Source organism: Nonomuraea sp. NPDC051298, from assembly GCF_055586305.1.
The window spans coordinates 1-23,392 of record NZ_JBVJIM010000052.1; the positions used below are offsets into that span (position 1 = coordinate 1).

The window sequence follows — 23,392 nt, forward strand, 5'->3', positions numbered from 1 at the left end:
CATTCACATGAATGTCAACCAAAGGAATCCGTCCAAAAAAGACGGGGTTGTGCATCATGCACTGGCTTTTTGACACACTGTTGAGTTCTCAAGAAGCGGACGCGAACATCCGCACCAGAATCCTTGGGAGACCCTAGTGCGAGAGGCGCACACTTCGTTTCCTTTAGACTACCAGATCCGGACGATCCTTGTCAAACCGCCCGATCCGGGATCTTCCGGACTTCCCTCTCTCGAGGCAACCCTGCTAACTTACCCGAACTTTCAGCCCTTGTCCAACCAGCCGACGGACGCAACCCGAAGGCCGGGGTTCGTTCACAGGGATGTCAGGGCCGATTCGGCCCTGCGTTGAAAACTGTAGCAGCCTCTGGAGCGTGGAAGGCCCATCTTCGGTAACGAATGGACCTTCCCTCGTTCGTACGGCTCAAACACTCAGCCCGGCGAGCTGAGCCTCCAGCCGCGCGATGTCGGCGGACGCCTGCTCGGCCCGGCCCCTGACCTTGTCCACCACGTCCTGGGGAGCCTTGGCCATGAACTGCTCGTTGCCCAGCTTGGCGGCCACCTGAGCGGCTTCCTTGCGCGCCACGGCCAGGTCCTTCTCCAGGCGCTTACGCTCGGCCACGACGTCGATGGCGCCCGCGGTGTCGATCTCCACGGTCACCGCCCCCACCGTGAACCGCGCCGTGGCGTCGAACGACTCGGACGGCTCCGTCAGCCGCGACAACGCCCGAATCGCCGACTCCTGGCCGGCCAGCGGCGTGCCGCTCAACCCGAGCCGCGCCGCGACCTTCTGCCCCGGCTTGAGCCCTTGGTCCGAACGGAACCTGCGAACCTCCGTCACCAGCTCCTGCAGCGCCTCGATCTCCGCCTCGGCCGCAGGGTCGCGGAAGCGGGAGTCGGCCACCGGCCATGAGGTCACGACCACCGACTCGCCGCCGGTGACGGCCCGCCACAGCTCCTCGGTCACGAACGGCACCAGCGGATGCAGCAACCTCAGCAGCGCGTCGAACACGTGGCCGAGCACCAGCCGGGTGTGCTCCAGCCCTTCGCCGAGCTGGATCTTGGCCAGCTCGAGGTACCAGTCGCAGACCTCGTCCCACGCGAAGTGGTAGAGCAGATCGGAGACCTTGGCGAACTCGAACTCCTCGAAGGCCGCGTCGGCAGCCGTGGTGACGGACTGCAGGCGCGACAGGATCCACCGGTCGGCCGGGGTCAGCTCGGCTCCTTCGAGCGAGCCCACGGCGGCGCCGTTCATCAGGGCGAAGCGCGTGGCGTTCCAGATCTTGTTGCAGAAGTTGCGCGAGCCGGCCGCCCACTCCTCACTCACCGCGACGTCGGCGCCGGGGTTCGCGCCGCGCAGGAGCGTGAACCGGGTGGCGTCGGCGCCGAACCGCTCGATCCAGTCGAGCGGGTCGACCACGTTGCCGAACGACTTGGACATCTTCTTGCCGTACTGGTCGCGGACCATGCCGTGCAACGCGACGACGCGGAACGGCGGCCGGCCGTCCATGGCGTACAGGCCGAACATCATCATCCGCGCGACCCAGAAGAACAGGATGTCGTAGCCGGTGACCAGCACGGACGTCGGGTAGAAGCGCTCAAGCTCCGGTGTCCGGTCGGGCCAGCCCATGGTCGAGAACGGCCACAGCCCCGAGGAGAACCAGGTGTCGAGGACGTCAGGGTCCTGCGTGTAACCGGCCGGCGGCACGTCGTCGGGGCCCACGCACACGACCTCGCCGTTCGGGCCGTACCAGACCGGGATGCGGTGCCCCCACCAGAGCTGCCGGGAGATGCACCAGTCGTGCATGTCGTCGACCCAGTCGAAGTAGCGCTTGGCCAGCTCGGGCGGGTGGATGCGGGTGCGCCCGTCGCGAACAGCGTCGCCGGCGGCCTTGGCCAGCGGCTCGACGTTCACGAACCACTGCAGCGACAACCGCGGCTCGACCACGGTCTTGCAGCGCGAACAGTGGCCGACGGAGTGCAGGTAGGGACGCTTCTCGGCGACGATCAGGCCCTCGGCGCGCAGCGCGGCCACCACCGCGGGACGGGCCTCGAACCGGTCGAGCCCCTCGAACGGGCCGTGCGCCGTGATGATGCCGCGCTCGTCCATGACCGTGAGCGACGGCAGCGAATGACGCCGTCCGATCTCGAAGTCGTTGGGGTCGTGGGCGGGGGTCACCTTGACCGCGCCGGTGCCGAAGGCCGGATCGACGTGCTCGTCGGCGACCACGGGGATCATCCGGCCGGTGAGCGGCACCTCGACCAAGGTGCCGACCAGGTGCGCGTAGCGTTCGTCGGCCGGGTGCACGGCCACGGCGGTGTCGCCGAGCATGGTCTCGGCGCGGGTGGTCGCCACCACGATCTCGTCGGAGTAGCGGATCGAGACCAGCTCGCCCTCGTCCTCGGTGTGCTCGACCTCGATGTCGGACAGCGCGGTCAGGCAGCGCGGGCACCAGTTGATGATGCGCTCGGCGCGGTAGATCAGCCCGTCGTCGAACAGCTTCTTGAAGATGGTCTGTACGGCCCGCGAGAGCCCCGGGTCCATGGTGAACCGCTCGCGCGACCAGTCGACGCCGTCGCCGAGCTTGCGCATCTGGCCGAGGATCCGGCCGCCGGACTCTTCCTTCCACTCCCAGACTCGCTCGACGAACGCCTCACGGCCCAGGTCGTGCCGCGACCTGCCCTGCTTGGCCAGCTCGCGCTCGACGACGTTCTGGGTGGCGATGCCGGCGTGGTCCATGCCGGGCAGCCAGAGCGTCTCGCGCCCCTGCATGCGGGCGCGCCGCGTCAGCACGTCTTGGATGGAGTGGTCGAGCGCGTGCCCGATGTGCAGCACGCCCGTCACGTTGGGCGGCGGCAGGACGATGCTGTACGGCTCGCGCGAGCTGCCCGGGTCGGCGCGGAAGTAGCCTTCGGATACCCAGCGCTCGTAGCTGCGGGTCTCGACGTCGGCCGGTGTGTATTGGGTGGGCAGCTCAGGCGTTGTCACAGGAACCAATTCTAGGGAGGCGGGCAAGCGAAACGCCCCATGGTTCGCGAACCACGGGGCGCCGGTGCTGTCGGGTCTGTGCTCAGGCCGACTTCTCGCGCGGGGTGCGCTGCTGCTTGGCGGCGAGCTGGTCGCGCGGGACGAGCGTCGGGATCGCGTGCTCGATCACCGACTCGCGGGTGATGACGACCCGGGCGACGTCTTGCCTGGAGGGCACCTCGTACATGACGGACTGGAGCACCTCCTCCAGGATCGCGCGCAGCCCGCGGGCGCCGGTGCCGCGCAGGATGGCCTGGTCGGCGATGGCCTCGAGGGCGCCGTCGGTGAACTCCAGCTCCACGCCGTCGAGCTCGAGCAGCTTGCGGTATTGCTTGACCAGCGCGTTGCGCGGCTCGGTGAGGATCTGGATGAGCGCCTCGCGGTCGAGGTTGTGCACCGAGGTGATGACCGGCAGCCGGCCCACGAACTCGGGGATCATGCCGAACTTCAGCAGGTCTTCCGGCATCACGTCGGCGAAGATGTCGGCCGTGTCGACCTCTTCCTTCGACCGGATGATGGCGTTGAAGCCGATGCCCTTCTTGCCGATGCGCGACTCGATGATCTTTTCCAGACCGGCGAACGCGCCACCGCAGATGAACAGCACGTTGGTGGTGTCGATCTGGATGAACTCCTGGTGCGGGTGCTTGCGGCCGCCCTGCGGAGGAACCGAGGCCGTGGTGCCCTCCAGGATCTTCAGCAGCGCCTGCTGCACGCCCTCACCGGACACGTCACGCGTGATCGACGGATTTTCGCTCTTGCGGGCGATCTTGTCGACCTCGTCGATGTAGATGATGCCGGTCTCGGCCTTCTTGACGTCGTAGTCGGCGGCCTGGATGAGCTTGAGGAGGATGTTCTCCACGTCTTCGCCGACGTATCCCGCCTCGGTCAGCGCGGTGGCGTCGGCGATGGCGAAGGGGACGTTGAGCATCTTCGCCAAGGTCTGCGCCAGCAGCGTCTTGCCCGAGCCGGTGGGCCCGAGCAGCAGGATGTTGCTCTTGGCCAGCTCGAGGCCGTCGTCTCTGCCCCGGTCGCCCGACTGCACCCGCTTGTAGTGGTTGTACACCGCCACCGAGAGGGCCTTCTTCGCCTTGTCCTGACCGATGACGTAGGCGTCGAGGAACTCGTAGATCTCCCTCGGCTTGGGCAGGTTGTCCCACTTGAGCTCGGAGGACTCGGACAGCTCCTCCTCGATGATCTCGTTGCAGAGATCGATGCACTCATCGCAGATGTAGACGCCTGGACCGGCAATGAGCTTCTTGACTTGCTTCTGACTCTTTCCGCAGAAAGAGCACTTCAGCAGGTCTCCCCCGTCGCCGATGCGTGCCACCCCAGATACTCCTTTGCGTGGGACCGCCCTGCTCATGCGAGCAGTGTCGCCGGACATCCTCCGGACTAGGCCGAACCGCTCAGGTTTCGACGTTACCGTCTTCTGGGCCCTCAGTGAGCCCCCTAGCGGCGAGTCGCACCGGAACGTGCCCTATTGGGCAGCGCTCCGGCGCGTCACGTCTCGTCTAGGAAGCTACGGCCTGAGCTCGTTTCTTCCTGGACGGGATGATGTCATCGATCAGACCATACGCCTTTGCCTCGTCCGCGTTGAGAATTTTGTCGCGTTCGATGTCCTTGCGGACTTCGGCGGATGGCTTGCCGGTGTGCCGGGCCACGATGTCCTCGAGCAGCGTGCGCATGCGCAGGATCTCGCGGGCCTGGATCTCGATGTCGCTGCCCTGGCCACCGCCCTCGGTGGACGGCTGGTGGATCAGCACCCGGGCGTTGGGCAGCGCGAACCGCTTGCCCGGGGTGCCACCGGCCAGCAGCACGGCCGCGGCGGAGGCGGCCTGGCCGAGGCAGATGGTCTGGATCTCCGACCGGACGAACTGCATCGTGTCGTAGATCGCCGTCATGGCGGTGAAGGAGCCGCCGGGCGAGTTGATGTAGATGCTGATGTCACGGTCGGGGTCGAGCGACTCCAGCGTCAGCAACTGGGCCATCACGTCGTTGGCCGACGCGTCGTCGATCTGCACTCCGAGGAAGATGATGCGGTCCTCGAAGAGCTTGTTGTACGGGTTCATCTCCTTCACGCCGTAGGACGTGCGCTCGACGAAGGAGGGGAGAACGTAACGGCTCTGGATGTTCATGTCAGCTCCCCCTTAGGAGACCGGGCCCGCGGAGGGCACCTGACGCGCACTGCGCACCACGTGGTCGATGAAGCCGTAGTCCTTGGCCTCCTCGGCCGTGAACCAGCGGTCGCGGTCGGAATCGGACTCGATCTGCTCGAGCGGCTGGCCCGTGTGGAAGGCGATCCGCTCGGCCAGCGTCTTCTTCACGTAGAGCATCTGCTCGGCCTGGATGGCGATGTCGGCCGCGGTGCCCCCGATGCCGCCCGAGGGCTGGTGCATCATCACCCGGGCGTGCGGCAGTGAGTAGCGCTTGCCCCGCGCCCCGGCCGTGAGCAGGAACTGCCCCATCGAGGCGGCCATGCCCATCACAACCGTGGATACGTCGTTCGGTACGTATTCCATCATGTCGTAAATCGCCATGCCCGCACTCACCGAGCCCCCCGGCGAGTTGATGTACAGCGAGATGTCGCGGTCGGGGTCGTCGGCCGCGAGCAGCAGCAGCTCGGCGCAGATGCGGTTGGCGATCTCGTCGTTGACCTCCTGCCCGAGCACGATGATGCGCTCGCGGAGCAGGCGCTGGTAGAGCTGGTCCTCAAGCCGGAAGGCGGAGCCGTTCTCACGGCCTCGAGACTCAGGCTGATAGAAGGTCGGCGGGCTGGTCACAGCGTCACCTTCCGATGCGTCGTAATCGATTGGCTTTGCTTGTGACCTTAACGCGCGCCGCCCACAGCTCATGCCCGGTCCCCGGGCTGTTCGCTGACGGCGCAGGTTCGGGCGGGTACTGATCTGTTGCCCTTAGTTGGCTTCCATGCCACTTCGCGGCTTCGCCGCCTTCGCCGGCGTGGCAGGTATTCGCGCTGCTCAGGACGCCGGCGGAGGGCCATCCCGGCATTTTGGGTAATGGATGCCCACGCTGGACCGGACGGAGGAGCGGGCCATGCTCCGGCCGGTGTTCCTTGGCGGGATGGTCGGCGACTTTTGGGGCTCGCGCGGTGTGAGCCCCGCCACGGCTCCCGCCCGCGTCGAACCCCGGCGAACACCGCGAGGTGGGCCCGCCCCGGACTCGGGCGGGAGGGCTCGTGGGACCCGTGCCGCGGGACGCTGAGGGGCGGTCGGGGGCACGGGCGGGGCGAGGGCGGTCTCGGCGACGGCCTCCGTTCGCGTCAGGGTCCGTCTGAGCGTCCCAGCGCCGTTGGGGCCGACGCGGGTGCCACCCTGCGCGGTGCCGCCTCAACGGAAGAAGCCTCCGGACCCGCGCGGGTCCGGAGGCTTCGGAGATGTCGGGCCGGCGGGACGGAGCCGCCGGTCGCGCCCTGGGCGTCAGCTCTGGGGCTTGGTCTCCGCGTCGTCGTCGGAGTCGGCGGGCTCCTCGACGACCTCCTCACCGTTGATCTCGGTGTAGATGGCCTTGAGGTCCACCTCGTTGCCGTCGGTGTCGACCACCTTGGCCGCGTCGCCCAGCACCGCCTTGGCCTTGTCGCGCACGATCTCGACCATGGCCAGCGTGAGCTGGTCGTTGTCGGCGAGGTGCTTGGCCAGCTCGTTGGGCTGGACGCCCATCTCCATGGCCCGGCGGACCACGAAGTTGGTCAGCTCCTGCTCGGAGACGCCCAGCTCCTCGGTCTTGACGATCTTGTCGAGCACGAACCCGACCTTGATGGCCCTGGCGGAGTTGGTCTCGAACTCGGCGAAGCGCTCCTCCTCCGTCGTCTGGTAGAGACGGAAGAAGGCGTCGCGGCTGAGGCCGCTCTCGGCCACCTGGTGGTCGAGGTTGTGCTTGCGGGCGTCGACCTCGGCCTTGAGCGCGCTGTCCGGCAGCGGGATGTCGACCTTCTCGAGCAGCGTGTCGAGCGCCTTCTCGCGGGCCTGGACGACCTGGTCGATGAGCTTGTTGCGGCGCGACTGCTCGCGGATGCTGGCCTTCAGCTCGTCGAGCGTGTCGAACTCGCTGGCGAGCTGGGCGAACTCGTCGTCGAGCTCGGGCAGGACCTTCTCCTTGACCGACTTGACGTTGATGATCACGTCGGCTTCCTCGCCGGCGTTCTCGCCGCCGACCAGCTCGGTCTTGAAGCTCTTCTCCTCGCCCGCGGACATGCCTTCGAGCGCGGCGTCGAGGCCCTGCAGCACGGAGCCGGCGCCGACCTCGTAGGAGACCTCGCTGGCCTGCTGCTCCTCGATGTTCGTGCCGTCGATCTCGGCGCGCAGGTCCATGACGACGAAGTCGCCGTTGGCTGCGGCCCGCTCGACGCCGGTCAGCGTCGCGAAGCGCTGGCGGAGCGCGTCGAGCTGGGTGTTCACGTCTTCGTCGGAGACCTCGGCGGAATCGACCGTGACCTCGACCCCCTGGTAGTCGGGGACCTCGAAGTTGGGCCGGATGTCGACCTCGGCGGTGAACTCGATCTGCTCACCGTCGTCGATCTTCGTGACCTCGATGTCGGGCTGGCTGACCGGGAAGACGTCGACCTCGTCGACCGCCTGACCGTACAGCTTGGGCACCGCGTCGTTGAGGGTCTCCTCCAGCACTACCGCCCGGCCGAAGCGCTGCTCGATGATGCGGGCCGGAACCTTGCCAGGCCGGAACCCGGGGACGCGCACCTGCTGCGCGACCTTCTTGTACGCCGCATCCATGCTCGGGCGCAGCTCCTCGAACGGCACCTCGACAGTGAGCTTGACCCGGGTCGGGCTGAGCTCCTCGACAGCGGTCTTCACGGAATGGTCTCCTTGATCAAGCTACGAGTGATCGCGGACGCGTCCATCGAATCGATACGGCTCGCGCGCCGCGCCCACATGAGCGGTGTTGGGCATGCTCCGCAACGGCGGCATCCAACGCCGATGGCCAGTCTAGGGCAGATGCACACCCAACCACGACGCCGCCGCGGTCAGAACTCGTCCGCAATCGTCCTCAGCAGCTCGATCGTCTCATCAGGGGTGGTACTCACGGCGCACAGCCGCTCCATCACCTCGGTGTACCGGTCCACGTCCTCACGCTTGTCGAGGTAGAGCGCACTGGCGAGCTGCTCGACGTACACGACGTCGGGCAGGTCGGCGTCGGGGAAGCGGAGGATGCTGAACGCGCCGCCCTCCGCGCTGTGCCCGCCGAAGCTGAACGGCATGACCTGGATCGTGATGCTCGGCTGGCGCATCAGGTCGATGAGGTGCTCCAGTTGGGCCCTCATCACCTCGGCCCCGCCGATGGGCCGGCGCAGCGCGGCCTCGTCGATCACCGCCCAGAAGACCGGCCCGTCGGACCGGTCGAACATCCGCTGGCGTTCCAGCCGGAGATCCACCCTTCTGGCGATCTCCTCCACCCCGATGCCCGCCGAACCGGCGGTCACCACGGCCCTCGCGTACTCCTTGGTCTGCAACAGTCCCGGCACGAACTGGACCTCGTAGGTCCTGATCCGGGCGGCGGCCTCCTCGAGACCGACGAACGCCTGGAACCACGTGGGCAGGACGTCGTTGAAGCGGTGCCACCAGCCCGGCTCGTTGGCGGTGGCGACCAGGTCGAGTACGGCGGAGCGGGCCTGCTGGTCCATGACCCCGTAGAGGGTCAGCAGGTCCGCGACGTCACGTTCCTTGAACCCCACTCGGCCGAGTTCCATCCGGCTGATCTTGGATTCCGACCCTCGGATGAGGTGGCCGGCCTCCTCACGAGTGACGTTCTTCGCTTCCCTGAGCTTGCGCAGTTGGGAGCCCAGGAGGATGCGCAGCGCCGTCGGCCCGGAACCCGGCTGGTTCTGCGTCACTTTGCCTCCTATCAAGGTCCGCACACACAGTGACACCACATTGCCAGGTATGACAAGGTCTCAACCTCGTGTCCGATTCGGATATCTATGCCCTAAAACGGTGCTTGCTACTGCACATTGCACTTGCACGTGCATTTGGGTCTTGCAGGTGCAGCGTTCGTGACCCATGATGGCTTAGTGCATATTGGGCCAAACATGCACTAACCGAGGTTGAACTGGGAGGTATCGGCGGCATGGTGGAGGACCCTCTGGCCACTGCCGATTGCCTGCAGATCACCCGCGAGGTGGGCTTCGACCGGCTGCTCATGGGTGGCAAACCGTACACGACCTCGTGTCCGCTGCCCTTCCAGGCCGACTCGGTGAAGACCGCCCGGGACGTGACCCGCTCGACTCTGCGCGGCTGGGGCCTGCACGAACTGAGCGACGACGCCGCACTCGTCGTCTCGGAGCTGGTGACGAACGCGGTCAGGTACGCGATGCGCGCCGCGGGCACGAGCGAGATCGAGTTGCTGCTGATGCGGGTCGCCCCTCACGTGCTGCTCGCCGTGGCCGACCCGAGCGACGAGGTCCCGCGGCGCAAGGAGCCGGACTTCATCTCCGAGAACGGGCGCGGGCTCTACATCGTGGAGACGTACAGCCAGTGCTGGGGCTGGGACCCGCTGGCCCGCGGCGGCAAGGCCGTCTGGGCGCTGTTTCGCGCCGACGCCTGAGCCGCCGGGACCGTCATTCGCCGGTGACGCCGTCGATACGCTCGCGTAGCAGGTCGGCGTGGCCGTTGTGGCGGGCGTACTCCTCGATCATGTGGACGAGGATCCAGCGGTGCGTGCACACCTGCCCGTTGCGCTCGCCCGCGGCGTCCAGCGGCTTGGCGGCCGAAATGGCGCGGGCGTGCCCGATCTCCTCCTGCCACGTCGCGAACGCCTCCTTCACCGAGGCGGTGTCCACCTCGGTGAAGTCGGCGTCGTTGTCGCGGTCCTTGTCCCAGAGCTTGGGCAGGTCCTCGCCGTTGAGCACGCGCCGGAACCAGGAGCGCTCGACGTGCGCCATGTGCCTGACCAGGCCCAACAGGGACAATGTCGAGGGCGGCGCGGAGCGCAGGCGCAACTGTTCGTCCGACAGGCCCTCGCATTTGACGGCGAGGGTCGCGCGGTGCCATTCGAGCCAGTTGTTCAGAACGGTCGGCTCGTCGCCGCTGAGCGGCGGAGGGATTCTGGTATCGGACACGACGTCAGACCTTATACGTTTTTGTCCCTTTTTACCTGGCCGGCGTCCTGCGTTTCCTGCCCGGCCCCCGTGGCGGGCAGACTTTGGGAGCGTTCCCACAGTCGTTCGGCAGCTCACCGCCCGGCGACCAGCGACCAGAGTCGCGCCGTGCTCTCCCGGCGTCCCCAGGCGATCACCGCGCTTAGCACGAGCGCGACGAGCGGCATGACCACCCCGCCCTTGGACACGAACGCCTCGGTCAGCGTCGCGCAGACGGTCAGCCCGACGAACGCCAGCCCCGCCGCCCCGGCGAGCCTCGGCACGAGCAGCCCCACGGCCCCCGCCACCTCCAGCACCCCGGTCAGGTGACGGAACCAGTCGCCGAACCCGATCGCCTCGAACGTGGACGCGGCCGGCTCGGCGTTGGTGAACTTCGCCATGGCGGACATCACGAACAAGCCCGCCACGGCGATCTGCAGGAACCACAGGCCCACGTTCGCTACGCGGCCGCCGGCGGTCTGGTGCGGTGTGGTGGTCATGGTCCCCGTCCTTCTTGATCCTCGTCTGCCCCCGACGCTACGGACGGCGGACGGCGGGGAGAATCGCGCTAGATACCTGAAGGGGTGTACCTAGGTGCACCCCGAGCCGGGACGAACCAGCCACCGCCGATGGGACCGCTCCGGGTGCGGCAGTCACTCGGCCGGACACGCAACAGGCCCCTTCCAAACTGGAAGGGGCCTGTGAGCTGGTCGGGGCGACAGGATTTGAACCTGCGACTTCTTGCTCCCAAAGCAAGCGCGCTGCCAAGCTGCGCCACGCCCCGTTTCGCCGAGTGCGCATGCGCTCCGCGACTCCGGTACGCTTACGCCCTGACGACCGGATGAAGTCTAGACCAGAGTTCGACCGGTTCGCGCGGACGTAGCTCAATGGTAGAGCCCTAGTCTTCCAAACTAGCTACGCGGGTTCGATTCCCGTCGTCCGCTCTCGATGGCGAAAGGCCAGGTCGGCCGCATGAGGCGACCTGGCCTTCGTGATCTCTGCCACTCCGGCGACGGCCGTCGGCCCGATGGCTCCCGTCAGGTGGAGCCGCACAGCCTGGCCAGCTCCGCGGCGTCGGTGTTGATGTCCGCGATCACCTGGTTGGGATCGCCGCCGACCATGCCGGTCAGGCGGAAGTGCAGCTCCTGGAACTCGCGGGCCAGCAGACTGATCTTCGCCCCCACCACCCCCTCCGCGTCGAGGACCGCGCTCATCAGGTCGAGGTATGCCTGGCGAGCCGCCGCCGCCTGGCTGCTGCGGACGTTCCCGGCGTTGCGCTGGTATGCGGTCAGCGCCGCCTCCGCGTCGTCGCAGCCGCCGGGCCGGACCGCCGACAGCAGTGGGGAGGAAGCCGGGACCTCTCGTGCGGGGCCGGCCTGCCGAGGCTCTCGCGTGGGGCTTTCCTGCTGAGGGTCTCGCGTGGGGCTTTCCGGCTGGGGTGGGCTGGACTCAGGGGATGAGCTGGGGGTCGGCGGTTCTGGGCGGGTGGTGTCCGGATCTGGTGACCATGACGGCGTGGTCGGGGCGGGGGCCGCGTCGGGCCGGGGCGGCGGGGTCGGCGGCACCAGGTAGGCGACCAGCGCGACCAAGGCGGCGAACGCGGCCGCGAGAGCGCTCACTGCCGTCCAGTTCAGACGGGAGCCTGCTCCTCCGCGCGCGGGCCGCGCTGATCTGTTCTCCGTCATGCCCTCATCGTGGCCGAGCCGCCGACCTCGGTCCAGGATGCCTCGCGCCGGCCTTCTCACGTCGTACTCGCCATGGCGGCGGGACTCGGACCGACCCAGGAGCCCTCGAAGCGGGCGGGCCACAGATATAAGGAGAGTGCGGGTCGCGGGAGCGCTCTATGATCAGCTCATGCGCAGCGGGCTCGGCGAGACATTGGCGGTGCTCGGCTTCGGGCTGGGGATGCTGCTCACGCCGTTCGTGCGCCGGTGGGCGGCGCCCGTCGGCGGTGGTGGTCCGCTCGGCGAGATCCTGCTCGTGTGTGAGGCGCTGTTCTCGGTCGCGTTCCTCATCGGCCTGGTTCGCCTCCTGATCCGTGGCGGGCGATGGCTGGCCAGGGCGTCGGTACGACGCGGGCGTCGTCACGAAGAGTCACCCTGACGATCCGATCGCGGACGTGCCCACAGGTCCGATGGACTTCCAGGATTCTGCGGTCGCTTCGGCGAGGTCGCGGATGCGGCGCCCGTACGCGTCGTGGCCGTCGGAGACGAAACCGCCGTCCCCGTCGTGCGGGAGGTCGCAGAAGCTCGTACGGAAGCGCTCGGGCGGCCCGTGCGGCGGCAGCGGCTCGTACGGTTCGAGCGGCCGCAGGTCATAGCCCGACCGCACCCGATGGTTGTTGCGCGCCACTTGATGGGCCGCGAAACGGAGGAGGGCGTCGAGGCCCCGGTCGAGGTAGTACTGCAGCATCCGGAACTGGCCGTCGAGGTACTTCTCGTGCCCCCTGCAGGGGTGCTGCAGGAGATACGCGCAGACGACGACCGCGTGCCACGGGCGCATCCGCGAGTCCAGTTGTTCGTCGACCAGGATCGCGTGGTAGTAGTCGGCGCACAGGCCGAGCGGCCCGGCGGTCGCGCCGCAGTCGCATGGAGCCATGGCGGGCAATATAGGCGGGCGACGCGGGCCCCGTCGAAGGCATTTCCGCTTCGACCGCACTCGTGAGCTGTCGAAGGCAGTTCCGCTTTGACCGCGCTCGTAAGCTGTTGATCGATGCGTGCGCGACCGATCTCCCGTGAGGCCCTCGTCGAGGAGCTGGCCGAGCTGATCGCCGCACGGCCGCCGGGGGCGTGGGTGCGGGTGGCCGTCGACGGGGCGCCCGCCACGCGGCCCGGCGCGCTGGCCGACGAACTGGTCGCTCCGCTGCGGCTGCGCGGACGGCCCGTGGTGCGGGTGTCGGCGGGCGACTTCCTGCGTCCGGCCTCCCTGCGCCTGGAGTACGGCCGCACCGACCCCGACGCCTTCTACGACGACTGGCTCGACGCTAAGGCGCTGCGGCGGGAGGTGCTGGAGCCGCTGGACCCCGGGGGCTCGGGCCGGGTGCTGCCCGCGCTGTGGGACAGCGGGATCGACCGGGCCTTCCGCGTGCCGTACGTCGAGCTGCCGCCCGGCGGGGTGGTGGTGGTCGACGGGACGCTGCTGCTGGGGCGCGGGCTGGCGGTCGAGGTCGGCGTGCACCTGTGGCTGTCGGCGGCGGCGCTCGGGCGCGGCACACCGCCGGGCGAGCGGTGGCGGCTGCCCGCCTACGAGCGTTACGAGCGGGAGGCGCGGCCCCAGGAGGCGGCCGACGTCGTGGTGCGGGCCGACCACCCCGACAGGCCGGCTGTGCTGGTCCCCGACGGTACTGGAACGCGGCGCGCGAGCGGCGCAGACTGAGACGATGATCCCCAGCGACTGGTACAACATCGTTCCCGATCTGCCCGCGCCGCCTCCGCCGCCGCTGCATCCTGGCACGCGTCTGCCGATAGGTCCCGAGGACCTGGCCCCGCTGTTCCCGATGGAGCTGATCGGGCAGGAGGTCAGCGGCGAGCGGTTCGTCCCGATCCCGCAGGAGGTGCTGGACGTCTACCGCCTGTGGCGGCCGACGCCGCTGATCCGGGCGCACAGGCTGGAGAAGGAGCTGGGCACGCCGGCCAGGATCTACTACAAGTACGAGGGCGTCTCGCCCGCCGGTTCGCACAAGCCGAACACGGCCGTGCCGCAGGCGTTCTACAACGCGCGCGAGGGCGTGCGGCTGCTGACGACCGAGACCGGCGCGGGGCAGTGGGGGTCGGCCCTGGCGTTCGCCTGCGCCCAGTTCGGCCTGGAGTGCCGGGTCTGGATGGTACGGGCGTCGTACGACCAGAAGCCGTACCGTCGCTCTCTCATGCAGGTGTACGGCGCGACCGTCCACGCCAGCCCCTCCCCCGTGACGGGAGCGGGCAGCAAGGTGCTGGCCGACGACCCCGGCTCCCCGGGCAGCCTGGGGATCGCGATCAGCGAGGCGGTCGAGGTGGCCGGGGCGACGTCCGACGCCAGGTACGCGCTCGGCTCGGTGCTCAACCACGTCCTCATGCACCAGACCGTGATCGGCGAGGAGGCGCTCGCCCAACTGCCCGAGATGCCGGACCTGATCGTCGGCTGCACCGGCGGCGGCTCGAACTTCGCCGGCCTCGCCTTCCCTTTCCTGCGCGAGAAGCTGGCCGGCCGGATCGGCACGGTGTTCCGCGCGGTCGAGCCGGCCGCGTGCCCGTCGTTCACGCGCGGCGCGTACGCCTACGACTTCGGCGACACGGCCGGGTTCACGCCGCTGCTCAAGATGCACACGCTGGGGCACACGTTCGTGCCCGACCCGATCCACGCCGGGGGGCTGCGCTACCACGGCATGTCGCCGCTGCTGTCGCACATGTACGAGCTGGGCCTGTTCGAGGCGGTCACCCGTGCCCAGAACGAGTGCTTCGCGGCCGGGGTCCGCTTCGCCAGGACCGAGGGCATCGTGCCGGCGCCCGAGCCCACGCACGCGCTGGCCGAGACGATCGCCGAGGCGCTGCGGTGCAAGGAGAGCGGCGAGGAGAAGGTCATCCTGACCGCGCTGTGCGGTCACGGCCACTTCGACCTGGGCGCGTACGACCGCTATCTGGCCGGGGAGCTGGACGACTACTCGCTGCCTCAGGAGCGCATCGACCGGGCGCTCGCCGAACTGCCGGGGTGACGGCCGCGGGGAGGTGGCCGCTTCCCTGGGGAAGGGCGGCCACCGGCCCGTCATCGCGCCGTGGGACGCTTGCCGTGGTTCGCCTTCTTCTTCTTGCGGGCCTTGCCCTTGCGTGCTCGCCTGGCCATGTGCTCGCCTCCGCTGATCGATACGGGCTGATCGGTACGGCGTGAAGCTCCCAACGTCCCTCGCCAAGAGGGTCAGTGCAAGCGCGCCGCACGACCTAACATTCCCCAACAATTCCGTGTCATAATTTGGTGGAATCTGTTGGAAGGAGTGGGCGTGCTCGCACAGCAGCGTCAGCAGACGATTCTCGAACGCGTGCGCAGCCACGGCGGCGTCCGGGTGGCCGACCTCGTACGCGAGCTGGGCGTCTCCGACATGACCATCCGCCGCGACCTCGAGGTGCTGGCCGAGCGCGGGCTGCTGGAGAAGGTGCACGGCGGCGCGACCGCCCTGGGCCCCGGCTCGACCGAGGAGCCCGGCTTCACCGCCAAGTCCGCCCGCCAGCAGCAGGAGAAGGAGGCCATCGCGCGGCACGCGGCCAGGCTCGTCCGGCCGGGCACCGCCGTGGCGCTGTCGGCCGGCACCACCACGTGGGCGCTGGCCCACCACCTGGTCGCCGTGCCCGAGCTGACCGTGATCACCAATTCGATCCCGGTCGCCGAGGTCTTCCACCGCAACCCGCGCGCCGACCGCACCGTCGTGCTGACCGGCGGCGTGCGTACGCCGTCCGACGCCCTGGTGGGCCCGGTCGCCGTGGCCGCGATCCGCCGCCTGCACGTGGACACGCTCTTCCTGGGCGTGCACGGGATGAGCGTGCGGGCCGGGTTCACCACGCCCAACCTGCTGGAGTCGGAGACCGACAGAGAGCTGGTCACGGCGGCGAGCCGGCTGGTCGTCCCGGCCGACCACACCAAGTGGAACACGGTGGGCATCAGCACCATCGCCGAGCTGAGCGAGGCCGACGTGGTCATCAGCGACGCCGGGCTGCCCGAGGAAGCACGTACCGAGCTGGCCGAACGGGCCGGAGAACTGATCATCGCGGAGGGCTCGCCGTGAAGCGCACCATCACCCACCTGGCCGACGGCCGGGAGCTGATCTATTTCGACCGGCGCGACGACGCCGACCGGAGCGCGATCGACCGGCGCACGCTCGATCCCCGGCCGGTCGCCTCCGAACTGCGCTACGACCCGCTGACCGAGGAGTGGATCGCGATCGCCGGGCACCGGCAGACGCGTACGTTCCTGCCGAGCGGTGGCACGGCCGAGTGCCCGCTGTGCCCGTCGTCGCCCACGCGGCCGTCGGAGATCCCGGCGTACGACTACGACGTGGTGGTCTTCGAGAACCGGTTCCCCTCCTTCTCCGGAAATTTCGGGGCCTATGGGGAGGCGGGCGGGCTGAGCGAGGTCCGTCCGGGGGTGGGGCGGTGCGAGGTGGTGTGCTTCACCTCCGACCACTCCTCCTCCTTCTCCAGGCTCTCCGACGCCCAGGTGGCGCTGGTCATGGAGGCGTGGGCCGACCGTACGGCCGAGTTGTCCGGGATCGACGGCGTGGAGCAGGTGTTCTGCTTCGAGAACCGGGGTGAGGAGATCGGCATCACGCTGGCCCACCCGCACGGCCAGATCTACGCCTACCCGTACGTCACGCCCAGGACCAGGCTGCACCTCGGCGCGGCGGCGCGGCACCGGGGGCCGGGCAACCTGTTCGCCGACGTGCTGGCCGCCGAGCGCACGGCGGGGACGCGGGTGGTGGCCGCCAACGAGCTGTGGACGGCCTTCGTGCCGGCCGCCGCGCGGTGGCCGTTCGAGGTGCATCTCTATCCGCACCGGCAGGTGCCCGACCTCGCGGCGCTCACCGAGCAGGAGCGGGCGGCGTTCGCGCCGCTGTACACCTCGGTGCTGCGGGCGTTCGACGGGCTGTTCGGGGTGGTGATGCCGTACGTCTCGGCCTGGCACCAGGCGCCCGTGCGTACCGGCAGGGAGCTGGCCTATCTGCACCTGGAGCTGTTCAGCATCCGGCGGGCGGCCGGCAAGCTGAAGTACCTCGCCGGGTCGGAGTCGGCGATGGGGGCGTTCGTCAACGACGTGCTGCCGGAGGAGGCCGCACGCATGCTCCGATCACAAGTAGATCACTAATAGATTTCTACTTAAGGTCGCATTACCGGTGATCTACCACTAATATCCCGATATGCACCGGCCGTAACAGCCGTTGCGTGCCTAATCCCGGGCGCCGTGCCCGGGAGCCGGGGACCCAATCACACCCGGGGTGAATCCGCTCAGGCGGTAGGGAAACGCAGCTCCCATACCCGAACCCGTCAGCTAACCCGGCCGGCAGAGGGAGAGGAAACATCCACGTGGCGGCTTCGTCCCCCGCGAGTCTTGCCATCGGTCTCATCAGCGCCATCGCCGTCGCCGCCCTCCCCGCGGCCCCGGCCTCGGCGTCCACCTCACCGTCGATCAGGGTGTCGGCCGCCCCCAAGCCGACGGAGGCCCAGCTCCGCGCCCAGCTCAAGGAGCTGAACGCCAAGGTCGACAAGCTCATCGAGAAGTACAACCTCAAACGCGTCGAGCTGGCCAAGGCGCAGGAGGCCGCCAAGACGGCCCAGGCCAAGGCGGCGGCCGCCGAGCAGGCCGTGACCACGGCCGAGCAGCGGGTCGCCGAGATCGCGCGCCTGCGCTACCAGACCGGCGACCTGTCGCTGACCTCTTTCATGCTCCCGACCGACGCTGCCAGCGCGGCCCTGCTCGAACAGCTCACCGCCGAGCAGCAGGCGGTCGTGGACAGCGTGGCCAAGGCCCGCGACGAGAAGAAGAGAGCCAGCGAGGAGGCCGCCGCGCTGGCCTCGCGGATCAAGTCCGACACGGCCGAGGTGGCCGGCCAGCGCGACGAGGCCGAGGACGTCATCAAGGACATCAGGAAGAAGCTGGAGGACCTGGTGCCGTACGGGACCGGGCGCAACTCCGACGGCTCCTGGGCGCCCGAGCTGCCGAACGGGTCCGACAACATCACCGCGCGGACCCGGCTGATGAAGGAGCAGCTCGACAAGAACTTCGCGCTGCCGTTCGCGGTGGGGTGCTTCCGCTCGGGCTCGAGCGGCGAGCACCCGCTCGGCCGCGCCTGCGACTTCATGATGAGCACGGGCGGCTCGATGCCCAGCGACGCCAACAACGCGCTCGGCGACCGGATCGCCGAGTGGGCGCTGAAGAACAAGGACAAACTCGGCGTCAAGTACGTGATCTGGCGGCAGCGGATCAACCAGGGCTCCGGCTGGAGCACGATGTCCGACCGCGGCAGCATCACCGAGAACCACTACGACCACGTGCACATCTCGATGTACTGATCGCGGCCTGCGACAGGGAGGTCAGGGCAGGCGTTCGACGAGCGACTTGGGTGCGATGTGGCGGTAGGCGTCGGTGACGAGCTCCGCCACCTCGTCCCAGTCGATCAGCGGGACGTCGAGGTAGACCCCCAGCCACCCCCGGTGCCCCACGTACGGCGGGCGGAAGAACCGCTCGGGCGCCTCCGCCACCAGCTCCTCCTGCACCCCGGCGGGCGCGGCGCACCAGAAGGCCAGGCGGTCGTCGTGATGGTGGTCGGCGAACATCACGAACGTCTTCTTCCCCCGGACGAACCACGTCGGCTCCCCATGGGAGAGCCGTTCGGTGGTCTCCGGCAGGGCCAGGCAGAGGGCCCGAAGCCGGTCGACGGTGTCCACGGCGGCCTCAGTTCGTCAGCGTGAGCGGGTTGACCAGGTCGGCGTAGACGAGCAGGCCCGCCATGATCATCATCACGATCGCGATCGCGTACGTCAGCGGCAGCACCTTGGCGATGTCCACGTAGCCGGGCTCGGGCCGCCGCATGACCTTGGCGTAGGCCCGCTTGATGCCCTCCCAGAGCCCTCCGGCGATGTGACCGCCGTCGAGGGGCAGCAGCGGGATGAGGTTGAACATGCCGATCGCCAGGTTGAAGCCGGCCAGCAGATTGACGAAGATGGCGATCTTCTTCTCGGTGGACAGGTCGGAGGCGAGGATCTCACCGCCCATGCGACCCGCCCCGACCACGCCGACCGGGCCCTCGGGGTCGCGTTCGTCACCGGAGAAGGCCGCGTGCCAGACGCCGACCATCTTCTCCGGCAGGTTGAGCAGCGAGGCCGCCACCCGGCCCGTCAGCTCGCCCATGTAGCCGACGACCTGGCCGATGCTCTGCCTCTCCATGACCTCGGTGGGCAGCACGCCGAGGAAGCCCACGTTCTTGTCGATCTTGCTGGGGTCTTCGGCGTTGGGCCGGTCCTGGACGATGAGCGTGACGTCGAGGGTCATCGGCTTGTCGTCGCGGACGATGCCGACCTGCACCGCGCCGGCGCCGTGGGAGCGGATGAGGCGGGTGGCCTGGTCCCAGGAGCCGATCTGCTGGCCGTTGAAGGAGACAATGCGGTCGCCGGGCTTCATGCCCGCCTGGGCGGCCGGCGTGGGCCTGTCGGCGGCGGTGCACTGCGTACGCTGCTCGGAGATCGGGATCACGCACGTGTTGGTGTCGGGCGAGACGATCGGGGCCCAGGTGGGCAGGCCGATGCCGACCAGCAGGATGCTGAAGAAGACGAAGGCGAGCACGAAGTTCATCGCCGGGCCGCCCGACATGATGATGACCTTCTGCCACCACTTCTTGCGGTAGAAGACCCGGTCTTCGTCGCCCGGCCGCACCTCTTCCTGCGCGGCATCGCGGGCCGACTCGATGAGCCCCTGGAACGGGCCGGTGGCATTGCTCCTGAGCTTGGTGGGGTCGTCGCCCGGGCGCGGCGGCAGCATCCCGATCATGCGGATGTAGCCGCCGAACGGGATCCACTTGATGCCGTACTCCGTCTCGCCCTTACGCCGTGACCAGGCCGTCGAGCCGAAACCCACCATGTACTGGGTCACCCTGACCCCGAAGATCTTGGCCGGCACCAGGTGGCCGAGCTCGTGCAGCGCGATGGAGAACATCAGCCCGAGCAGGAAGAGGATGATCCCCACGACGTAGAGCCAGTTCATCTAGGCGCGCTCCAGGGCAGACGGCAGGGCAGACGAAAGGTCCGACAGCCCCAGAGTAGTCGAACTCGGCACGCCCCATGGCGTACCACTTTTGACGAGCATTGACAGCCCGCGATCAGCCGATCACCCTAAGAAACGACGGAGGGGGACGTCTTGATCCGCATTCTGATCGCCGAACACCTGCCCTTGGTCCGCCGCGGCCTGCTCGCCACCCTCGGAGCCGAACCCGACTTCCGGGTCGTCGCCGAGGCCGGGCGCTCGGAGGAGGTGGTGCGCGCGGCGGTCGCCGCCGCCGCCGACGTGGCGGTGGTCGATCTCGACCTGCCCGGCAGGCCGGCGGCGGCCGAGGTGGCCGCGCACGTGCCCCGGTGCGGGGTGCTGATCCTGTCGGCCGCGCCCAACCCGGCCCAGGTGCGCCAGGCGCTGGCCGGTCCCGCGCTGGGCTTCATGAGCCTGTGCGTGGCCCCGGAGCGGCTGGCCGAAGGGGTGCGCCAGGTCGCCGCCGGGCGCCGGGCCATCGAGTCGGAGCTGGCCGTGGCCGCGCTCCAGTGCGCGACCAACCCGCTGACCAGGCGGGAGCTCGACGTGCTGCGGATCGCGGCGGGCGGTGCGCGTTCGACGGAGATCGCCGACGAGCTGTTCCTGTCGGTCGGCACCGTACGCAACCACCTGTCGCGGATCATGTGCAAGACGGGGGCGCGCAACCGGCTCGACGCCGTACGCATCGCCAGCGACTCCGGCTGGCTGTGACGGCGCGCTGACGGGCCCGCACGCGTTCTGGACGGGCTCAGGCAGAACACGGGCTCTGGTGAGACGGGACCCCGTGGAGCCGCGCCGCTCCGCCGGAGCCCCGAACACCTAGAGGATCCCAGCACGGCCGAGCCCGCGGCCAGTGACCGCCCACACGGCCGGCCCATGTGAAACGTCACGGCTCACGGACGCCAGATGAGCACCAGCGCGCAGTCGTCGTTGTGCCCCGACGCCATCGCGTTGACCAGCGCCTTGGCCCCGTCGCGGAACCCCGAGGGCAGCAGCCGCTCCGCCTCGCCGAGCAACCGGTCGAGCCCGGCGTCGATGTCGCGCCCCGGCTGCTCGATCAGACCGTCGGTGTAGAGCAGCAGCGCGTCGCCCTTGCGCAGGGTGCCGCTGTCGGGCTCGCAGTGCAGGTCGGGCACCACGCCGAGCACCACGCCCTTGGCCGAGGCGACCTGCCAGTTGCCCGTGCCCGCGTCGAACTTGACCACCGGCGGATGCCCGGCCGAGGTGATCGTGTAGTCGCCCGTGTCGAGGTCGAGGCGTACGTGCACGGCCGTGACGAACCCCTCGTCGCCCCGCTGCCTGTGCAGGTAGGCGTTGCACGCGGGCAGGAAGTCAGCGACGGAGCCGAGCAGCCCGCCGAACGTGCCCGACAGCAGCAGCGCCCGGGTCCCCGCGTCGACGCCCTTGCCGGAGACGTCGACGAGGGCGATCTCGACGGACTTGCCGTCGCGCATGGAGACCAGGAAGTCACCGCCGAACGACGACCCGCCGGCCTGCTTGAGCACGACCTTGCCGCCCCAGTCCTTGGGCAGCGGGGGCAGCTCGCCCTGGCTCCTGAGCCGGTCGCGCAGCTCCAGCAGCATCGCGTCGCCGCGCAGGCCCTGCACGCCGAGCTTGCCCCTGGTGCGCGCCATGAGCACGGCGAGCACGCTGGTGAACACGATCGTCACGGTCAGCCCCAGACCGATCCGGTCGACGCCCAGCGTGATCGCGACGTAGCCGAGCGCCGCCCCGACCGCGACGAGCAGCTTGACCAGGCTGCGCAGCCGGAGCTGGAGCCCGCCGATGAGCGTGACGAGGATCAGCAGCGAGGGCGAGAACCACCCGGTCGAGACCTCGGCCGCGAGGACTCCGATGACCAGCGCCGGCACGACCAGCGTGAGCAGCAGGTTGCGGTCTTGGGACAGAAAACGCCGGACGAAGCGGACGACAGGCACCAGGAACGGCACCCGCACCAGGACCGCACGGACCCGTGGCGGGATGAGCGGCGCCGGTCGGGAACTCATGATGCGCCTGACTGTATCGGTCTGACCCGTGTTTGGGCAGCCCACTTGACCAACGCCTTGATCATTAAGCAGGTATATTGGGTGGCCCTCCCCCTTTGCCCGCTCCTACCTTGGACGGATGACGTACCCGATCCGTCCGATTGATGAGTCTGAGTGGCCGGCCTTCTCGCGGGTCTTCCAGGAGGCGTTCGGCTGGACACCGCACCCCACGCAGTCCGAGCGCTACAGGGCGGCGACCGAGTTCGACCGGTCGCTCGCCGCCTTCGACGGTGCGCAGATCGCCGGGGTCACCTCCGCCTACAGCCTCACCATGGCGGTCCCCGGCGGGATGCTGCCCGTCGCCGGGGTGACCTCGGTCAGCGTGCTGCCCTCCCACCGCCGCCGTGGCGTGCTGACGTCGCTGATGCGCAGGCAGCTCGCCGACATCCGTGACCGCGGCGAGTCCGTGGCCGCCCTCTACGCCTCCGAGGCGCCCATCTACGGCCGGTTCGGCTACGGGCGGGCGTCCACCGAGCTGCGGTTCAGGATCGCCGGCGCCCGCTCGGCGTTCGTCCCCGACGCCCCGCGCGACCCGTCGCTCCGGCTCCGCGTCGCCAAACCCGCCGACGTGCGCGGAGAGCTGGAGAGGCTCTTCGCCTCCGTGGTCGCCCGCCGGCCAGGCCGGTACGAGCGCAGGCCGCAGACCTGGGACATCCTCCTGGCCGACGAGGAGTTCGACCAGGAAGGAGCGGGATCGCTGCGCACGGTCCTGGCCGAGGACGACCACGGCGTGCGCGGCTACGCCCTGTTCCGCGTCAAGTCGTCGTGGGACGGCGACGGAATCTCCGACGGCACGCTGAAGCTGCTCGAGCTGGAGGCGTCCGACCCGGCGGCCTACGCGCTGCTCTGGCGCAACGTGCTCGACCGCGACCTGGTCACCACGGTCGAGGCGGAACGCCGTCCGGTGGACGACCCGCTGATCGCGCTGCTGGCCGACCAGCGCAGGCTCCGTGCCCGCTGGGCCGACGAGCTGTGGGTACGCCTGGTCGAGGTCGACCGGGCACTGTCCGCCCGCGCCTACTCGGCGCCGGTGGACGTGGTGATCGAGGTCGACGACGACGTGTGCCCGTGGAACGCCCGCCGCTGGCGGCTCACCGCGGACCCGTCGGGCGCCGAGTGCAAGCCCGTGGACGACGAGCCGGACGTGACGCTGCCGGTGTCCGCGCTCGGGTCGGCGTACCTGGGTGACGGGACGCTCGACGAGCGGCTCGCCGCCGGGCTGCTGCGCGAGCACACCCCCGGCACCGTACGCAGGCTCGCCCTCGCCATGTCGTGGAGCCCGAAGCCCTGGGCGGGCCTGGTCTTCTAGTGGCCCGTCACGCAACCTTGGCCGGGTAACTGGTCCAGCTTCGGATGGGTGAGCTGGCGGCGAAGCTGGTCTTCGGTTGGGCACGGGCGTTGCGCCAGCGGACGTAGCCACCGATCGCCGCGTTCTGCTCGTCGTGAGTGCGGTGGTCG

The 23,392-nt window shown here is 69.1% G+C and carries 23 protein-coding genes, 2 tRNA genes and 1 riboswitch; of the genes, 10 read left to right on the forward strand and 15 right to left on the reverse strand.

Annotated elements, in window-relative coordinates:
* Positions 1 to 421: 421 nt before the first annotated feature.
* The 6 genes from ACZ6S0_RS52285 to ACZ6S0_RS52310 all read right to left on the reverse strand — a co-directional run bounded on the left by ACZ6S0_RS52285 (position 422) and on the right by ACZ6S0_RS52310 (position 8,888).
* Positions 422 to 2,995 (reverse strand): valine--tRNA ligase, encoded by a 2,574-nt coding sequence (locus ACZ6S0_RS52285; RefSeq protein WP_465928536.1) that lies wholly within the window; start codon positions 2,993 to 2,995, stop codon positions 422 to 424.
* Positions 2,996 to 3,068: 73 nt separating this feature from the next.
* Complete coding sequence (clpX, locus tag ACZ6S0_RS52290) at positions 3,069 to 4,352, reverse strand: ATP-dependent Clp protease ATP-binding subunit ClpX (protein WP_237106743.1); 1,284 nt, start codon at positions 4,350 to 4,352, stop codon at positions 3,069 to 3,071.
* 184 nt (positions 4,353 to 4,536) lie between these two features.
* The gene (locus tag ACZ6S0_RS52295; protein WP_344871554.1) at positions 4,537 to 5,160 is read right to left on the reverse strand and encodes an ATP-dependent Clp protease proteolytic subunit; all 624 of its coding nucleotides are present in this window, start codon (positions 5,158 to 5,160) and stop codon (positions 4,537 to 4,539) included.
* A gap of 12 nt (positions 5,161 to 5,172) precedes the next feature.
* Complete coding sequence (locus ACZ6S0_RS52300) at positions 5,173 to 5,805, reverse strand: ClpP family protease (protein WP_465928539.1); 633 nt, start codon at positions 5,803 to 5,805, stop codon at positions 5,173 to 5,175.
* A gap of 657 nt (positions 5,806 to 6,462) precedes the next feature.
* A complete protein-coding gene (gene tig / locus ACZ6S0_RS52305; protein ID WP_465928541.1) occupies positions 6,463 to 7,851 on the reverse strand; it encodes a trigger factor in 1,389 nt (462 codons plus the stop codon).
* Positions 7,852 to 8,021: 170 nt separating this feature from the next.
* Entirely contained in the window at positions 8,022 to 8,888 is an 867-nt protein-coding gene (locus tag ACZ6S0_RS52310; RefSeq protein ID WP_465928543.1) for a helix-turn-helix domain-containing protein, read from the reverse strand.
* A gap of 233 nt (positions 8,889 to 9,121) precedes the next feature.
* Between ACZ6S0_RS52310 and ACZ6S0_RS52315 the strand changes: the two genes are divergently transcribed.
* A complete protein-coding gene (locus tag ACZ6S0_RS52315) occupies positions 9,122 to 9,598 on the forward strand; it encodes an ATP-binding protein (RefSeq protein WP_465928545.1) in 477 nt (158 codons plus the stop codon).
* A gap of 13 nt (positions 9,599 to 9,611) precedes the next feature.
* On the opposite strand, the gene ACZ6S0_RS52320 is transcribed toward ACZ6S0_RS52315, so the two are convergent.
* The 3 genes from ACZ6S0_RS52320 to ACZ6S0_RS52330 form a co-directional block, all read right to left on the reverse strand.
* Positions 9,612 to 10,112, reverse strand: a complete 501-nt coding sequence (locus ACZ6S0_RS52320; RefSeq protein WP_465928547.1) for a DinB family protein — start codon at positions 10,110 to 10,112, stop codon at positions 9,612 to 9,614.
* 113 nt (positions 10,113 to 10,225) lie between these two features.
* Positions 10,226 to 10,630, reverse strand: a complete 405-nt coding sequence (locus ACZ6S0_RS52325) for a DoxX family protein (RefSeq protein WP_465928549.1) — start codon at positions 10,628 to 10,630, stop codon at positions 10,226 to 10,228.
* Between the two features lie 207 nt (positions 10,631 to 10,837).
* A tRNA-Pro gene (locus tag ACZ6S0_RS52330) sits at positions 10,838 to 10,914 on the reverse strand.
* Between the two features lie 89 nt (positions 10,915 to 11,003).
* On the opposite strand from ACZ6S0_RS52330, the gene ACZ6S0_RS52335 reads away from it, so the two are divergent.
* Positions 11,004 to 11,074, forward strand: a tRNA-Gly gene (locus ACZ6S0_RS52335).
* A 93-nt stretch (positions 11,075 to 11,167) separates the two neighbouring features.
* On the opposite strand, the gene ACZ6S0_RS52340 is transcribed toward ACZ6S0_RS52335, so the two are convergent.
* On the reverse strand, positions 11,168 to 11,749 hold the full coding sequence (locus ACZ6S0_RS52340; protein ID WP_465928551.1) for a hypothetical protein: 582 nt from the start codon (positions 11,747 to 11,749) through the stop codon (positions 11,168 to 11,170).
* A gap of 235 nt (positions 11,750 to 11,984) precedes the next feature.
* On the opposite strand from ACZ6S0_RS52340, the gene ACZ6S0_RS52345 reads away from it, so the two are divergent.
* Positions 11,985 to 12,233: a hypothetical protein gene (locus ACZ6S0_RS52345; RefSeq protein ID WP_465928553.1), complete on the forward strand. Its 249-nt coding sequence runs from the start codon at positions 11,985 to 11,987 to the stop codon at positions 12,231 to 12,233.
* On the opposite strand, the gene ACZ6S0_RS52350 is transcribed toward ACZ6S0_RS52345, so the two are convergent.
* Positions 12,225 to 12,728, reverse strand: a complete 504-nt coding sequence (locus tag ACZ6S0_RS52350) for a DUF5946 family protein (protein ID WP_465928555.1) — start codon at positions 12,726 to 12,728, stop codon at positions 12,225 to 12,227. The two genes, ACZ6S0_RS52345 and ACZ6S0_RS52350, sit on opposite strands and share 9 nt — an antisense overlap.
* A 114-nt stretch (positions 12,729 to 12,842) precedes the next feature.
* Between ACZ6S0_RS52350 and ACZ6S0_RS52355 the strand changes: the two genes are divergently transcribed.
* Positions 12,843 to 13,505 carry a nucleoside/nucleotide kinase family protein gene (locus ACZ6S0_RS52355; protein ID WP_465928557.1) on the forward strand — a complete coding sequence of 221 codons (663 nt, stop codon included), beginning with the start codon at positions 12,843 to 12,845 and terminating at the stop codon, positions 13,503 to 13,505.
* Positions 13,506 to 13,509: 4 nt separating this feature from the next.
* Positions 13,510 to 14,820: a TrpB-like pyridoxal phosphate-dependent enzyme gene (locus ACZ6S0_RS52360; protein ID WP_465928559.1), complete on the forward strand. Its 1,311-nt coding sequence runs from the start codon at positions 13,510 to 13,512 to the stop codon at positions 14,818 to 14,820.
* Between the two features lie 50 nt (positions 14,821 to 14,870).
* On the opposite strand, the gene ACZ6S0_RS52365 is transcribed toward ACZ6S0_RS52360, so the two are convergent.
* Positions 14,871 to 14,948: a 50S ribosomal protein bL37 gene (locus ACZ6S0_RS52365; RefSeq protein ID WP_371252575.1), complete on the reverse strand. Its 78-nt coding sequence runs from the start codon at positions 14,946 to 14,948 to the stop codon at positions 14,871 to 14,873.
* A 154-nt stretch (positions 14,949 to 15,102) separates the two neighbouring features.
* Between ACZ6S0_RS52365 and ACZ6S0_RS52370 the strand changes: the two genes are divergently transcribed.
* The 3 genes from ACZ6S0_RS52370 to ACZ6S0_RS52380 all read left to right on the forward strand — a co-directional run bounded on the left by ACZ6S0_RS52370 (position 15,103) and on the right by ACZ6S0_RS52380 (position 18,163).
* Entirely contained in the window at positions 15,103 to 15,882 is a 780-nt protein-coding gene (locus ACZ6S0_RS52370) for a DeoR/GlpR family DNA-binding transcription regulator (RefSeq protein WP_465928561.1), read from the forward strand.
* Positions 15,879 to 16,958, forward strand: coding sequence for a galactose-1-phosphate uridylyltransferase (gene galT, locus ACZ6S0_RS52375; RefSeq protein ID WP_465928563.1), 1,080 nt, complete (start codon positions 15,879 to 15,881; stop codon positions 16,956 to 16,958). The genes ACZ6S0_RS52370 and galT overlap by 4 nt, the downstream gene beginning before the upstream one ends.
* 68 nt (positions 16,959 to 17,026) lie before the next feature.
* A riboswitch (cyclic di-AMP (ydaO/yuaA leader) is annotated at positions 17,027 to 17,170 on the forward strand.
* A gap of 6 nt (positions 17,171 to 17,176) precedes the next feature.
* Positions 17,177 to 18,163, forward strand: a complete 987-nt coding sequence (locus tag ACZ6S0_RS52380) for a coiled-coil domain-containing protein (RefSeq protein WP_465928565.1) — start codon at positions 17,177 to 17,179, stop codon at positions 18,161 to 18,163.
* A gap of 21 nt (positions 18,164 to 18,184) precedes the next feature.
* Here ACZ6S0_RS52380 and ACZ6S0_RS52385 read toward each other — a convergent pair whose 3' ends face one another.
* The gene (locus tag ACZ6S0_RS52385; RefSeq protein ID WP_344871593.1) at positions 18,185 to 18,538 is read right to left on the reverse strand and encodes an MmcQ/YjbR family DNA-binding protein; all 354 of its coding nucleotides are present in this window, start codon (positions 18,536 to 18,538) and stop codon (positions 18,185 to 18,187) included.
* Between the two features lie 7 nt (positions 18,539 to 18,545).
* Positions 18,546 to 19,850 carry a M50 family metallopeptidase gene (locus ACZ6S0_RS52390; protein ID WP_465928567.1) on the reverse strand — a complete coding sequence of 435 codons (1,305 nt, stop codon included), beginning with the start codon at positions 19,848 to 19,850 and terminating at the stop codon, positions 18,546 to 18,548.
* 153 nt (positions 19,851 to 20,003) lie between these two features.
* On the opposite strand from ACZ6S0_RS52390, the gene ACZ6S0_RS52395 reads away from it, so the two are divergent.
* Complete coding sequence (locus ACZ6S0_RS52395; protein WP_465928569.1) at positions 20,004 to 20,600, forward strand: response regulator transcription factor; 597 nt, start codon at positions 20,004 to 20,006, stop codon at positions 20,598 to 20,600.
* Between the two features lie 182 nt (positions 20,601 to 20,782).
* Here the strand turns inward: ACZ6S0_RS52395 and ACZ6S0_RS52400 are convergent, their stop codons facing one another.
* Entirely contained in the window at positions 20,783 to 21,895 is a 1,113-nt protein-coding gene (locus ACZ6S0_RS52400) for a PP2C family protein-serine/threonine phosphatase (protein WP_344871598.1), read from the reverse strand.
* 118 nt (positions 21,896 to 22,013) lie between these two features.
* On the opposite strand from ACZ6S0_RS52400, the gene ACZ6S0_RS52405 reads away from it, so the two are divergent.
* Positions 22,014 to 23,243, forward strand: coding sequence for a GNAT family N-acetyltransferase (locus tag ACZ6S0_RS52405; protein ID WP_465928571.1), 1,230 nt, complete (start codon positions 22,014 to 22,016; stop codon positions 23,241 to 23,243).
* Positions 23,244 to 23,392 lie beyond the last annotated feature (149 nt).

What these genes read in the sequence shown, in the direction of transcription:
- ACZ6S0_RS52295 (WP_344871554.1), bottom strand. Translation starts at nt 5,160, where the DNA reads ATGAACATCCAGAGCCGTTACGTTCTCCCCTCCTTCGTCGAGCGCACG.
- ACZ6S0_RS52315 (WP_465928545.1), top strand. Translation starts at nt 9,122, where the DNA reads ATGGTGGAGGACCCTCTGGCCACTGCCGATTGCCTGCAGATCACCCGC.
- ACZ6S0_RS52325 (WP_465928549.1), bottom strand. Translation starts at nt 10,630, where the DNA reads ATGACCACCACACCGCACCAGACCGCCGGCGGCCGCGTAGCGAACGTG.
- ACZ6S0_RS52345 (WP_465928553.1), top strand. Translation starts at nt 11,985, where the DNA reads ATGCGCAGCGGGCTCGGCGAGACATTGGCGGTGCTCGGCTTCGGGCTG.
- ACZ6S0_RS52350 (WP_465928555.1), bottom strand. Translation starts at nt 12,728, where the DNA reads ATGGCTCCATGCGACTGCGGCGCGACCGCCGGGCCGCTCGGCCTGTGC.
- ACZ6S0_RS52355 (WP_465928557.1), top strand. Translation starts at nt 12,843, where the DNA reads ATGCGTGCGCGACCGATCTCCCGTGAGGCCCTCGTCGAGGAGCTGGCC.
- ACZ6S0_RS52360 (WP_465928559.1), top strand. Translation starts at nt 13,510, where the DNA reads ATGATCCCCAGCGACTGGTACAACATCGTTCCCGATCTGCCCGCGCCG.
- ACZ6S0_RS52365 (WP_371252575.1), bottom strand. Translation starts at nt 14,948, where the DNA reads ATGGCCAGGCGAGCACGCAAGGGCAAGGCCCGCAAGAAGAAGAAGGCG.
- ACZ6S0_RS52390 (WP_465928567.1), bottom strand. Translation starts at nt 19,850, where the DNA reads ATGAACTGGCTCTACGTCGTGGGGATCATCCTCTTCCTGCTCGGGCTG.
- ACZ6S0_RS52400 (WP_344871598.1), bottom strand. Translation starts at nt 21,895, where the DNA reads ATGAGTTCCCGACCGGCGCCGCTCATCCCGCCACGGGTCCGTGCGGTC.
- ACZ6S0_RS52405 (WP_465928571.1), top strand. Translation starts at nt 22,014, where the DNA reads ATGACGTACCCGATCCGTCCGATTGATGAGTCTGAGTGGCCGGCCTTC.